10 protein-coding genes and 1 pseudogene are annotated in these 13,023 nt (G+C 68.8%); 5 read left to right on the top strand and 6 right to left on the bottom strand.

Annotated elements, in window-relative coordinates; translation table 11 throughout:
* Positions 1-33: 33 nt before the first annotated feature.
* Positions 34-1,149, top strand: a complete 1,116-nt coding sequence (locus tag NBRGI_RS06460) for an NAD(P)-binding domain-containing protein (protein WP_029893482.1) — start codon at positions 34-36, stop codon at positions 1,147-1,149.
* 105 nt (positions 1,150-1,254) lie between these two features.
* On the opposite strand, the gene NBRGI_RS06450 is transcribed toward NBRGI_RS06460, so the two are convergent.
* The 6 genes from NBRGI_RS06450 to NBRGI_RS43485 all read right to left on the bottom strand — a co-directional run bounded on the left by NBRGI_RS06450 (position 1,255) and on the right by NBRGI_RS43485 (position 8,986).
* The gene (locus NBRGI_RS06450) at positions 1,255-2,112 is read right to left on the bottom strand and encodes an aldo/keto reductase (RefSeq protein ID WP_029893480.1); all 858 of its coding nucleotides are present in this window, start codon (positions 2,110-2,112) and stop codon (positions 1,255-1,257) included.
* Positions 2,113-2,253: 141 nt separating this feature from the next.
* Positions 2,254-3,894 (bottom strand): carboxyl transferase domain-containing protein, encoded by a 1,641-nt coding sequence (locus NBRGI_RS06445; RefSeq protein ID WP_029893478.1) that lies wholly within the window; start codon positions 3,892-3,894, stop codon positions 2,254-2,256.
* 52 nt (positions 3,895-3,946) lie between these two features.
* Positions 3,947-4,549 carry a GTP-binding protein gene (locus NBRGI_RS06440; protein ID WP_014981574.1) on the bottom strand — a complete coding sequence of 201 codons (603 nt, stop codon included), beginning with the start codon at positions 4,547-4,549 and terminating at the stop codon, positions 3,947-3,949.
* Positions 4,530-4,904, bottom strand: a complete 375-nt coding sequence (locus NBRGI_RS06435; protein WP_014981573.1) for a DUF742 domain-containing protein — start codon at positions 4,902-4,904, stop codon at positions 4,530-4,532. The genes NBRGI_RS06440 and NBRGI_RS06435 overlap by 20 nt, the downstream gene beginning before the upstream one ends.
* Before the next feature lie 7 nt (positions 4,905-4,911).
* Complete coding sequence (locus NBRGI_RS06430; RefSeq protein WP_011207200.1) at positions 4,912-5,325, bottom strand: roadblock/LC7 domain-containing protein; 414 nt, start codon at positions 5,323-5,325, stop codon at positions 4,912-4,914.
* Between the two features lie 340 nt (positions 5,326-5,665).
* Entirely contained in the window at positions 5,666-8,986 is a 3,321-nt protein-coding gene (locus tag NBRGI_RS43485) for a sensor histidine kinase (RefSeq protein WP_200882132.1), read from the bottom strand.
* A gap of 316 nt (positions 8,987-9,302) precedes the next feature.
* On the opposite strand from NBRGI_RS43485, the gene NBRGI_RS06420 reads away from it, so the two are divergent.
* From NBRGI_RS06420 to NBRGI_RS06405, 4 genes and pseudogenes are all read left to right on the top strand, one after another.
* Positions 9,303-11,339 carry an AMP-binding protein gene (locus NBRGI_RS06420; protein WP_029893473.1) on the top strand — a complete coding sequence of 679 codons (2,037 nt, stop codon included), beginning with the start codon at positions 9,303-9,305 and terminating at the stop codon, positions 11,337-11,339.
* Between the two features lie 143 nt (positions 11,340-11,482).
* The gene (locus NBRGI_RS06415) at positions 11,483-11,875 is read left to right on the top strand and encodes a hemophore-related protein (RefSeq protein ID WP_014981570.1); all 393 of its coding nucleotides are present in this window, start codon (positions 11,483-11,485) and stop codon (positions 11,873-11,875) included.
* 27 nt (positions 11,876-11,902) lie between these two features.
* The gene (locus NBRGI_RS06410) at positions 11,903-12,616 is read left to right on the top strand and encodes a response regulator transcription factor (RefSeq protein WP_014981569.1); all 714 of its coding nucleotides are present in this window, start codon (positions 11,903-11,905) and stop codon (positions 12,614-12,616) included.
* A pseudogene (locus NBRGI_RS06405) lies at positions 12,613-13,023 on the top strand (sensor histidine kinase); the annotation flags it as partial. The gene NBRGI_RS06410 and the pseudogene NBRGI_RS06405, both read left to right, overlap by 4 nt.

The raw sequence follows: 13,023 nt of genomic DNA, 5'->3' as shown, positions 1-13,023 counted from the left end.
CACACTTCGCTCAAGCCGATACGATCATCGGCTGTGCCGACAGACTTCGACATCCTGGTGATCGGCGCTGGTCAGGCGGGACTGTCGGCCGGTTATCACCTCCAGCGCCTGGGGCTGCGCCCCGAGCAGGACTTTCTCATCGTCGACCATTCGCCCGGACCCGGTGGGGCCTGGCAATTTCGCTGGCCGTCGCTGACCCTGACCACCGTGAACCGGGTGCACGACCTCCCGGGCATGTCGTTCGCCGAAACGTTGCCGCCCGGTTCCGAATCGGCGCCCGCGGCGACCGCGGTGCCGCACTATTACGAGCTCTACGAGAAGCGATTCGATCTGCGCGTGCGCCGGCAGGTCTCGGTAACTGTCGTGTGCGATCGCGCGGCGGACGGCAGCCCCGCCGAGCACGGGCCGGTGCTCAACGCCGAAACGGGCTCGGCCGGAACCATTCGGGTGCGCGGCCTGATCAACGGCACCGGCACCTGGGAGCATCCGTTCATTCCGCGCTATCGCGGAGCGGAAACCTTCACCGGACGCCAGCTGCACACCCACGACTACCGCACCGCCGCGGAATTCGCGGGCAAGCACGTGGTCGTGGTCGGCGGCGGCATCTCGGCGGTGCAGTTGCTCGACGAGATCTCCCAGGTCACCTCGACCACCTGGGTGACGCGCACAGAACCGATCTTCCGTGAAGACTCGTTCGGCCCCGAGGACGGTCGCGCGGCGGTGGCGCAGGTGGAGGACCGGGTGCGCCGCGGGTTGCCGCCCGGCTCGGTGGTCTCGGTCACCGGGCTGCGCCTCGACGACCGGCTGCGCGCGGCCCAGGCCCGGGGCGCACTGCATCGCCTGCCGATGTTCGACCACATCGAGCCGGACGGGGTGCGCTGGGCCGACGGGACCTTCCAGCGGGCGGAGGTGATTGTCTGGGCGACCGGATTCCGCAGCGCCCTGGATCATCTGGCGCCGCTGCGGCTGCGCGGCCCCGGCGGCGGCATCACCATGACCGGGCGGCTCGCCACTCAGGTCGCGAAGGATCCGCGCATCCATCTGATCGGCTACGGCCCGTCCGCCAGCACCATCGGCGCCAACCGCGCCGGACGCGCCGCGGCCGCCGAACTCACTCGCTACCTGGGCATCGGGCGCGGATCCGACTGATCAGTCGTTCGATTCACATCCGTGCGCGCACTGGGTGACCTCCAGGACGGGCAGTCCGCGGCACCGAATCACGTTGAGCCTGTGCGCGATTTCGGCGCGCAATGCTCAGCCGTCGAGACCGGCGGCGAAGGTGTCGGGGTTCTCGCCCACCCGGCTGTCGGTGTTGAGCGCGTTGATGGCGTCCACCTGGTCGCGGGAGAGTTCGAAGTTGAAGACGTCGAAGTTCTCCGCGATGCGGGCCGGAGTGACCGACTTCGGGATGACGATGTTGCCGAGCTGCAGATGCCAGCGAATGATCACCTGGGCCGGCGTGCGGCCGACCGCGCCGGCGATCGAGGCGATGGTCTGATCGTCGAGCAGGGTGCCCTGGCCGAGCGGACCCCACGCCTCGGTGGCGATGGCATTGGCGGCGTGGAACGCACGCAGCTCGCGCTGCGCCATCCGGGGATGTAATTCGATCTGGTTCACGGCGGGGATCTCACCGGTTTCGGCGATGAGCCGCTCCAGGTGCGCCTGGGTGAAGTTCGAGACGCCGATCGAGCGCACCCGTCCCTGCGTCTTCAGTGCCTGCAACGCGCGGAAGGTGTCCACGTAGCGGTCGGCGGCGGGAACCGGCCAATGGATGAGATACAGGTCGAGGTACTCCAGGCCGAGCCGCTCCAGGCTGGCGTCGAACGCGCGCAGCGTCGAGTCGAAACCCTGATCGGCGTTCCACACCTTGCTCGTGACGTAGATCTCGTCGCGCGGCAGGCCGAACTCGCGGATCGCGCGGCCGGTGCCCGCTTCGTTGCCGTAGACCGCCGCGGTGTCGATGCTGCGGTAGCCTGCCTCGAGCGCGGCGGTGACGGCCTGCGAAACCTCGTCGTCGGGGACCAGGAAGACGCCGAAGCCGAGCTGCGGAATCACATTCCCGTCGTTGAGGACGATCGAGGGAACGGCGGAGGTCTCGCTTCTGAAGGTCACCCTGCGACGGTAGAAGTGCGGCGGCGAGCCGTCAACGCTGCCCCCTGGCGTGTTGTCTCCATGTTTGCTGCTCAACCTGCGGGTTCCCTGCAGCGAACAGTGACCCTCATGACAGGAGACGAGGCTCCGGTGCGGCCCGGTTCATTGCGGGAGGCCGAGGCGGCGGTAGCGGTGGTGGCGGGCGGCGCGGAGGTCGGCGGGCGGGCGGGTGCGCAGGTGGGCCAGTTCAGTGGCGATGGCGGCGACCATGCGGCGGGCGAAGTCCACCGGTTCGTCGGCGGCGTCGGGGAATTCGGGGACGATGCGGTCGACGACGCCGTCGGCTTGCAGGTCGGCGGCGCGGATGCGTTGGGCGCGAGCGAGTTCCGCGGCGTGCTCGGTATCGCGGTAGACGATGGCGCTGGCGCCCTCGGGCGGCAGCGGTGCCAGCCAGCCGTGGGTGGCGGCCAGGACGCGGTCGGCCGGGAGCAGCGCGAGCGCGCCGCCACCGGTGCCCTGGCCGAGCAGCACCGAGACCGTCGGTGTGTCCAACGTCACGAGATCGGCCAGGCAGCGCGCGATCTCGGGCGCCAAACCGCGCTCCTCCGCCTCTTTCGACATCGCGGCGCCGACCGTGTCGATGACTAGTACGAGCGGCAACCGCAACTCTTCGGCAAGCGCCATGGCCCGGCGCGCTTCGCGCAGGGCGGCCGGCCCCATGGCGTATTCGCCGAGCTGACCGGTCCGGTCGTGCCCGAACACCACGCAGGGCTGACCACGGAACCGGGCCAGCGCGTGCACGACCGTCCGGTCCGACTCGCCCTGCCCGGTGCCGCTCAACGGGACCCGCTGCGTCACCTGCCGCAGCAGATCACGAATGCCAGGCCGGTCCGGGCGGCGCGAGATCAGCACCGACTCCCACGCCGAACCGGCCCGCTCCGAGAGCGCTTCCGCCCCAACTGGACTCGACAGCACAGCAGGATCGACGCCGGTGCCGCAGTCTTGCCAGGAGGCGGCCGAGGACGCGACCGAATCCGGACCTGTCACTCGTTGCTGTTCCGCCTCAGCGGAATTCACCGCGCCGACCCGAGGGCGTGATGGAATAACCGTCGTCACATCGCTTTCCGGCGCTACCACCCCGCTGAACACACTCAACGCGCGGTGCGCGATACGCCGGAAGACGGTGACGGTCACCGCCCCGTCGATAACCCCTCGGCGGTAAAGGTTTTCGGCGGTCTGCACGCCCTCCGGGAACGGCTGCCCGTACAGGGCCTGATACACGCGCGGCCCGAGGAACCCGATCATCGCGCCGGGCTCGGCGAAAGTCATGTGCCCCAACGAACCCCACGAGGCGAAGACGCCGCCCATGGTGGGGTCACGCAGGTAGACCAGATAGGGGTGGCCCGCCGATTTGTGCGCGGCGACCGCGCCCGCGATCTTCACCATCTGCACAAAGGCGACGGTGCCCTCCTGCATGCGGGTGCCACCGGAGGTCGGTGAGGCGATGAGCGGCAGCCCGAGTTCGGTGGCGTGCTCGACGGCGGAGACGATCCGTTCCGCCGCGGCGACGCCGATCGACCCGGCGAGAAAACCGAATTCGCAGGCGATTACGGCCACTCGACGGCCGCGCAGCATTCCCGCGCCGGTGAGCACCGATTCATCGGTGCCCGCCGCGACCGCTGCCTGTTGCATGTCCTCGCGGTACCGCGGGGTGGCGGCCACCGTGACGGGTGGCCGATCCCAGCTGACGAACGAGGCGGGGTCGAGCAATTGTCCGAGCAGCTCGCGCGCCGAAATCCTCACCGGGTGAGACTAACCAGTCGGCACCGGTGCCGAGGCGACGCCGCGCGAGTGCTCAGTAGCCCTGCATCACCTTGCGCAGGGCGTATTCGGTGAGCGCGACCAAGGCCTGCTTGGCCGGCTCGCGACGCCGGGCGTCGATGGACAGGATCGGCACATCGGCAGGCACCGCAAGGGCCTGCCGGATGTCCTCGATCGGGTAACGCGGCGCGTCGTCGAATTCGTTGAGCGCCACCAGGAAAGGCAGGCCGCGCGCTTCGAAGTAGTCGACGGCCGCGAAGCTGTCCTCGAGCCTGCGGGTGTCGACCAGCACCACGGCGCCGATGGCGCCGCGGATCAGGTCGTCCCACATGAACCAGAATCGGTACTGGCCCGGCGTACCGAAGAGGTACAGCACCAGATCGTCGGCGAGGCTGATCCGGCCGAAGTCCATCGCCACGGTGGTGGTCGACTTCATCGGAATGCCGGTCAGGTTGTCGATTCCAGTACTGGCATTGGTCACCAATGCCTCGGTGCGCAGCGGAACGATCTCCGAGACAGCACCGACCATCGTGGTCTTCCCGACACCGAAGCCACCCGCGACCACGATCTTCGCCGACGTCGGCTTGCTGGTACGGGTGTCGACCTGCGCCGTCGAATCAAATACGCCGGAGTCCACTGAGAACCCTTTCGATCAGCTCGCGACGTTCATCGTCGCTGGAATCGTCTTTCAAAGTTGCCGAGACGCGCACATGCCCGGCCTCGATCAGGTCGGCGACCAGCACACGCGCCACCCCGATGGGGATACCCAATCGGGCTGCTACCTCGGCAACGGACGGCGATTCTCTGCACAACTCCACGATTGACGTCTCGATGTTGGTCAGTTCGAACTGCCGCTCCAGGGCGACCGGATGCGATGCGACGAGCGCCTCCAACGCCAACTCGACCGCGGGCCTCGTTCGGCCGGCGGTCAACGAGTATGGGCGGACGAGACTCGGCTCGGCGCTCCCCACGCGGTGATCTTCTATGTCCATCCCACCATCAGGAACCCATCGTGACGCGTGGCGTGGCCTGAACCGTCTGGCCCACACGCTCGACCAACAGCGCCATCTCGTACCCGACCTGACCGATATCGCATGACGTATTGGTCAGCACCGCAAGGTACGAGCCGTCGCCGACTGCCATGAGTAGCAGGTAGCCGTGCTCCATCTCGACGACGGACTGCAACACGGTGCCGCCCTCGAACAGGTTCGAAACGCCGACCGAGAGGCTGGCCAGTCCGGCGGTGACGGCCGAGAGCTGCTCGGCGCGGTCGACGGGCAGCTGAGCGCTCGCGGCCATCAGTAGGCCGTCAGCCGAGACCAGGACGGCATGGGCTACGCCAGGAACCTCGTTGGCGAAGTTCGAAACCAGCCAATCCAGCTGACGATTCGTACCACCTAGATCGGGGTTCATCGGTCTCCTTTATCTCCGGTTAGGTTCATTGCTCTCATTGCGCGGCCATCCCGGACGCCTTGCTGGTGACGACTCAAGCTGGACCTGATTGTTTCTGGATCGCGGCTCGGTGCCCGTTCCACCGCACCGTTGACGGCGCCCGGGACCAGCCTTCCGCCCGGATTGCGTTGCGGCAACCCGGCCGCCGTCTTCGTTTCTGCCTGTGCCTCGCTCGCCCGCCGGGCCGCCTGCCACCCTTCATCACCCGGTGATTCGAAGGAAGCGGCCACTTGGGATCGATCCATATTGGGGTCTGACAGCCACGCGGACATCATTTCCGCGAAAATTGGTGTCCCGCCCATCACCGAATCGCCGGTGTCGACCGCGGGCTGCAGCCTGGTCTGGAAGAACGATGCCGTGCGGCCCGGGTTGGCCCGGTAGCTGTGCCGGCCCGGATCGCCGCCGGTCGCGTCCGCGTCGCCGGACGGCTCCTCGACGCCGCGGCTGCGCGGCGAAAGGCCGATGCCGGGCGAGGATTCGCGTTGCGGCAGACCGTCCCCGCCCGGCTCGCGCTGGGGCAGATTCGGCGGCACCTGCGAACCCGGTTGCCGTTGCGGCAGTCCGGTCGGCGTCTCGCGCTGCGGCAGGCTCGTCGCCGCCGCGTGCCGGGACGGCAGTCCACCCGTATTCGAATCACGTTGCGGCAAAACGTCTCCGCTCGGATCACGCTGCGGCAGACCGCTGGAGCTCGAATCACGCTGCGGCAGACCACCTGCGCTGGGATCGCGCTGCGGCAGACCGGAGCTCGGCTCACGTTGGGGTAGGCCACCGGCGGCACTCTCGCGCTGCGGCAGCCCACCCGCACTCGGATCACGTTGCGGCAGGCCCGAGCTCGGCTCGCGCTGCGGCAAGCCACTCGCTCCGGCCGCACGCTGCGGCAGGCCACCCGCGCTCGGATCGCGCTGGGGCAAGCCACCGGAAGCACTGTCGCGCTGTGGCAAGCCGCCCGCGCCCGGTCCCGCTGCGGCAAGCCGGAGCTCGGCTCACGCTGGGGCAGGCCGTTGGCGCCCGGCTCGCGCTGCGGCAGACCCGACGAGGGGGCCGCCGTCGGGCGCTGTGGCAGCCCACCCGCGTTCGGATCGCGCGGAGGTAGTCCTTCCCGCTGCGGCAGGCCGTTCGGCCCCTGACGGGGCGGCAGGCCACCGGCATTCGGCTCACGCTGCGGCAGCCCACCGGACGCGCTCTCGCGCTGCGGCAGGCCGTTCTCGCCGCGCTGGCGCTGCGGCAGACCGCCGGGGGGCTGGGCGAGTCCGCTGATGCTCGGCTGCGGCACACCGTTGGTGCCCGGCTGCCGCTTCGGCAGTTCGCCCGAATTCGGGTCGCGCGGCGGCAGACCCGTCACGGTCGGTTCGGCGGGCGCGCCCGGCGGCCGCGGCGGACCGCCCGGGTTGAGGTTGCGCTTGGGTAGGTTCGCGGCGGCGAGCTTGCCCCGCTGCGGGCCGCTGGACTGCTGCTGACCGGGCGCGGGTCGCAGGGTGGGCCCCTGCGCATTCCCCTGCGTCGCGGCCATATTGCTGCCCGGCTGCCGCTGCGGCAGCCCGCCCGCGGCCGGAATCGGCGTACTGGGCGAGGTATTCGGCTTGCTGACCGGGATCGGCCCGCTCACCCCGGGATCGACGGTGACCATGACGTTGCCGCCGGGGGTGCGGGTGATCGCCCGCATCTGCATCGACGACGGACCGGCCGGGCGCGTGCGCTCGGGGGTCTGCGGCGACGGGGTGACGGGCTGGGCCGTGATCGGCTTGCCCGCGACGATCAGTCCCACAGGGACGTGCACGGTCACGGTGACGCCGGGATCGCGCGCGGTGTCGAAGGTGGGCCGCAGCCGCACGGTGAGACCGTGCCGCTCGGCCAGCCTGCCGACCACGAAAAGACCCATGTGCCGGGCGGTGTCGGGACCGGGCTCGGCGGTCTGCTCGAGCCGCCGGTTGATATCGGCCATCTCGGCGGGCGGCATACCGATACCGCGGTCGGCCACCTCGATGAGCATGCCCTGATCGTGCGCCTGCGCGAAGGTGAACTTCACGTCGGTCTCCGGCGGGGAGGCGCGCAGCGCGTTGTCCAGCAGCTCGGCGAACAGGTGCGCCATATCGGAGGCGGCGGGCTCGACCAGCGAACCACGCGGTGTGGCCCCCAGTTTCACCCGCTCGTAGTCCTCGACCTCGGAGATCGCGGCGCGCAGCACGTCGGCGATCTCGACCGGCGCGGACTTGGCGCGGCGCTGCCTGGTACCGGCGAGGATGAGCAGGTTGTCACCGTTTCGCCGCATACGCGCGGCGAGATGGTCCAGCCGGAACAGGTTTTCCAGCAGGCGCGGGTCCTTCTCGTCGTACTCCATCGCCTCGATCAGGCTGAGCTGATGATCGACGAGCGATTTGGAGCGCCGGGCCAGCGTCTCGAACATGTCGTTGACCTGCGAACGCATCTGCGCCTGATCACTCGCGAGGCGCAGCGCCTGACCGTGGATGTCGTCGACGGCGCGGGCCAGCTGGCCGATCTCCTCGGTGCTGCGCACCGGCATCGGTTCCAGCGGCACCTCTTCCGGTGACGCGCCGTTACGTAGCTGAGAAACCTCGTGCGGTAGATCGCTTTCGGCGACCCGCAGCGCGGCCAGGCGCAACCGGTGCAGCGGCACGATCATCGAGCGCGCCACGAACACCGCGAGCAGCAACGCGGCGAGGATGGTCGCGACCACGACCGCGGTGTAGGTCCACGCGTCGCGCTGCGCGGTGGACACCAGCGAGTTCATCGCGCTGTCGATGTCCTTGGTGGCCCGGCTCACCACGAGTTCGTAGACGGCGAGGCTGTCGGTCAGCGACTTCTTCAGATCACCGACCGGAATCCGCCCCGCCTGCGACTCCGGGCTGCTCAGCAGCGCCACTCGGGTGTCGATGCCGGCCCGCAGGTCGGCGATCGAGGTGTCCCCGTCCGGGAATCGGTGCGACAGCACGCTGAGCAGCGAACGCTCGGTGTTGGCGGCGGTGAGGAAGCCCTGCACGCCGGTGGTCGGGTTACGCAGCACCTCGGGGAAGGCGGCGACCTCGCCGACCAGCGTGGCGCGGGTGTTGAGCGAGTCGACCAGCCGCAGTTTCGCGGTGTCGACCGCGGTATCGCTGACCTGGCCGACCGTCGTCTCGACGATCCGCACGCTGTCGTTGCGGACCCGGTCGATCAGTCCGATGGCATCCGAGGTCGGCGTGGTGCTGACGTTCTTACCCTGCGCCCGAACAGCTTTGGCCTGGGTGAGCATACTGTCCAGCGCCGCGCGGGCGCCGGCGACACCGTTGAGCCGGTCGGCAGATTTCTCCGCGTTGGCGATCGCCTTGTCGAGATCGGCGAGGTTCTGATCGGTCACCACGGACACGTTCGGCGCGACCGCGATCATCTGCGAACCGACGGTCGTCGCCGTCTGCGCACTCAGCGCAGTGACCGCGGGGATCGCCCCGACGTTCTCCGCGACCCCGGCAAGCCGGCTCGAATCCGCGAACTCTGATGAAATCCTGGACACGCCGAGCCCTACCGCGACCGCCAGCGGAACGGCCAGGACTGCCGTTACCTTCCAGCGCAGGTCCCAGTTGCCGAGCGCCCAGCGCCTTCTGCCGGACCTAGCGGCGTCACGCATCTCCCACTCACTTTCCAAACTGGCCCCAACCACGCGCCATCAGCGAACCTCCACACGCATACTGGCTCGACAGGCGGAGCTGGCCGAGAACTGCGGCTGGCCGAGAAATTGCGTCTACGACGGCCCAAATAAGTGACATCAGATTCTAACGGATCAATAACTTCTTGGGTGACTCCGAGTCAGGCTGCGCCCCTTGACCTGCCCGTTCCAGGCAAAACCAATGGTCACAACACCATCCCGGGCGTCGCGTGAAGTCTGCCACAATCAACCAGATCTATCGAGGCGGGCATCGAGGCGAGGCTAGGGAGTCACGGGTTTGAACGTGCGGCACGAGTACCGACCGGTCTATCAGACCAGCTTGGTCGATCCCGCCGAGTTCTGGGCTGGTGCGGCTGAAGCGATCGACTGGGACGTACCGCCGACCCAGGTCGTCGACACCACCGCGCGGCCGGTGGCCAGATGGTTCCCCGACGCTCGCCTCAACACCTCCTTCAACGCCCTCGACCGGCATGTGCGGGAAGAGGGGGGCCTCGCGAATCAGCCCGCCTTAATATACGACTCCGCTATGACCGGCACCAGAGGCGTTTTCACCTACGCCGAACTGCTGGAAAAGGTAGCTGAGTTCGCCGGTGCGATGCGCCGAATCGGCGTTGTCGCAGGCGATCGCGTGGTCATCTATCTGCCGATGATCCCGGAAGCCGTGATCGCGATGCTCGCCTGCGCGCGGATCGGCGCGGTGCACTCGGTGGTGTTCGGCGGCTTCGCCGCGCCGGAGCTCGCGGCCCGCATCGACGACGCCGAGCCGGTGTTGATCATCACAGCCTCGGGCGGCCTGGAACCGGGCAAACAGCTCGAATATCCGCCGATTGTGTTGCAGGCCTTGGACCTCGCCGGCACCACCGCGCCGCGCACGGTGATCGTGAAGCAGCGCGAGCAGTTCCGCACCATCCACTTCCCCGCCCCGCAGGCCGCCACGGAATCACTACCGAGTTCCTCGCAGACCGTCGCCGCGCAATGGCTCGATTGGGACGACGCTGTCCGCGGCGCGACACCGGCCGATCCCGTATCGGTCGCCGCCACCGATCCCCTCTACATCCTCTACACCTCGGGCACCACCGGGAAACCCAAAGGCGTGGTACGGGACAACGGCGGACACGCGGTTGCCCTCGCCTGGTCCATGCGCAACATCTACGACATCGGGCCGGGACAGGTGATGTGGACGGCCTCCGACGTCGGCTGGGTCGTCGGCCATTCCTACATCGTCTACGCGCCGCTGCTGGTCGGCGCGACCACGCTGCTCTACGAGGGCAAGCCGGTCGGCACCCCCGACGCGGGCGCGTATTGGCGCGTGGTGGCCGAGCACAATGTTCGCGTACTGTTCACGGCCCCGACCGCGCTGCGCGCCATCCGCAAGGCCGACCCGGATGCCGCGCTGGCGCACCGCAACGATCTCTCGTCGCTGCGCGCACTGTTCTGTGCGGGCGAGCGCCTCGATCCCGCCACCTACGCCTGGGCCGAGGAGGTGCTGCTCGCCGGGCGAACGGACTGCCCCGTGGTCGATCACTGGTGGCAGACCGAGACCGGCTGGCCGATCTGCGCGAATCTGCTCGGCCTGCAACAACTTCCGATCAAGGCGGGCTCGGCGTCGGTGCCGGTGCCCGGGTACCGGCTGCGCGTGCTGGACTCCGAGGGCAACCCGGTGGCGGCGAACACCGAGGGCAACATCGTGATCGGGCTGCCGCTGCCGCCCGGCACGCTGACCGGGCTGTGGCACGACGACGAGCGCTACAAGCGCTCCTATCTCTCCGCCTACCCCGGCCACTACCTCACCGGCGACTCCGGTTACTTCGACGACGACGGCTATCTCTACGTGCTCGGCCGCAGCGACGACGTGATCAACATGGCCGGGCACCGGCTCTCGGCGGGCAGCATCGAGGCGGCCATCGCCGGTCACCAGGCCGTCGCCGAATGCGCGGTGATCGGCCTGCCCGACGAACTCAAGGGCCACCGCCCACTGGCCTACGTGGTGCTCAAGTCGGGCGTCGAAGTGGACCCGGCGCAGCTGCGCGACGAGCTGATCGAACGGGTTCGCACCCAGATCGGCGCGATCGCGACCCTGCACGACGCCGTCATCGTGACCGCGCTGCCGAAGACCCGCTCCGGCAAGATCCTGCGCAAGACGATCCGGCAGATCACGGCCGGCGAGACCTACGACGTGCCCTCCACCATCGAGGACCCCGCAGTGCTCGACGCGCTGGAAACACAGATCCGGGCGGCCCGGCCGCTGGACGGTTCGGCGCCCACGCCCGACCAGGCGCCGGTCGCCACGCCCGACGTCGGCTCGCCCGCCTGAACCAGCACTCGCGAAAAATCCACTGTGCCTTGGTGATCGACCGCTACACAGAGATTCCTTAAGGAACGTTCAAACGGGGGCCAGTGTGACGGCCTAGCGTCGAGGGCGCTGAAGCAACCCCCTCGATGCTCTGGAGGCAACACATGAAGCGTTCCGTTGGTCGTCCCGCCGTCGCCGCACTCGCCGCGGGCGGACTGGCCACCGTGGCCCTGTTCCTCAGTCCCGCGATCGCGGCCGCCGATCCGATGACGCTGGCCGGGCCGCTGCTCGAATCGGATTGTACGTTCGCGCAGGTCGACGCCGCGCTGCACGACAAGGCGCCGCAGCTGGCCTCGATCCTCGACTCGAACCCCGCGCAGAAGGCCGAGTTGCAGCGCAAATTCGATCAGCCGGTCGAACAGCGCCGCGCGGATCTGCAACGCGCCCTGGCCGAGAACCCGGACGCGGCCGCACAGGCCGAGAACGATCCGCGCGCGGCCGGACTCGCCGAGACCATCCGCCAGGTCGCCGCGACCTGCCACAACTACCCTGCCTGAAGTCCCGACGCGGCGGGTTAGCCCAAAATGGACGCTGTGACACCTGCTTCTACACCGACCGTCCTCGTCGTCGATGACGACGAGGACGTGCTCGCGTCGGTCGAGCGCGGGCTGCGGCTGTCCGGGTTCCACGTGCTCGTCGCGCGGGACGGGGCGCAGGCGCTGCGCAGCGTGAACGAGCACGCGCCGGACGCGATCGTGCTCGATATGAACATGCCCGTGCTCGACGGCGCCGGGGTGGTGACCGCGTTGCGGGCGATGGGCAACGAGGTGCCGATCTGCGTACTCAGCGCCAGAGCCTCGGTGGACGACCGCATCTCGGGGCTGGAGTCCGGTGCGGACGACTACCTGGTCAAGCCGTTCGTGCTCGCCGAACTCGTCGCGCGGATCCGGGCGCTGCTGCGCAGGCGCACCGATACGCCTCCGCCCGCGACGCCCGGCGCGATCACCGTCGGACCGCTCGAGGTCGATGTCGCCGGGTATCGCGCCCTGCTCGACGGACACGAAATCGAGCTCACCAAAAGGGAATTCGAGCTGCTGTCCACGCTGGCCCGCAACGTCGGCGTGGTGCTGAGCCGGGAACGGCTGCTGGAACTGGTGTGGGGCTACGACTTCGCCGCCGACACCAACGTGGTCGACGTGTTCGTCGGCTACCTGCGCCGCAAGCTCGAAGTGGACGGCGCGCCCCGGCTGCTGCACACGATCCGCGGGGTCGGCTTCGTACTCCGGGCGCCCAAATGACCGACGCTGCGGCGCCGAAAACCCGACGGCTGCGGGCGTTTTCACTGCGCACCCGGGTCGCGGGCGCGGCCGCGGCGGGGGCGATCGTGATCGTCTCGGTGATCAGCGTGATCAGCATTCGCGCGATCGAGCGCAACAACGTGCAGCAATCCGATCAGCAGCTCGCGATCGCCGCGCGCATCGTGCTGGTCGAACCGGTCATCGCGATCCGCTTCATCAGCCTGCTGCCCGGACTGACCAACGACATCGCGGTCACCGTCCGCGACAGCGGGAGCGTCACCGCGAGCACGCCGACCCAATTACCCGATCTGACACCGGGTTCACGCACCATCCCGGTCGCGGGGACGCCGTACCGCATTTTGTCGACCAGCGAGAACCAGCCCGCGGACCGGGTGGTGTCGATCGGC

The organism is Nocardia brasiliensis IFM 10847, from assembly GCF_000710915.1.
Taxonomy (GTDB): domain Bacteria; phylum Actinomycetota; class Actinomycetes; order Mycobacteriales; family Mycobacteriaceae; genus Nocardia; species Nocardia brasiliensis_A.
The sequence above is the reverse complement of the archived record's forward strand: the minus strand, read 5'-3'. Positions and strand labels throughout refer to the sequence as shown.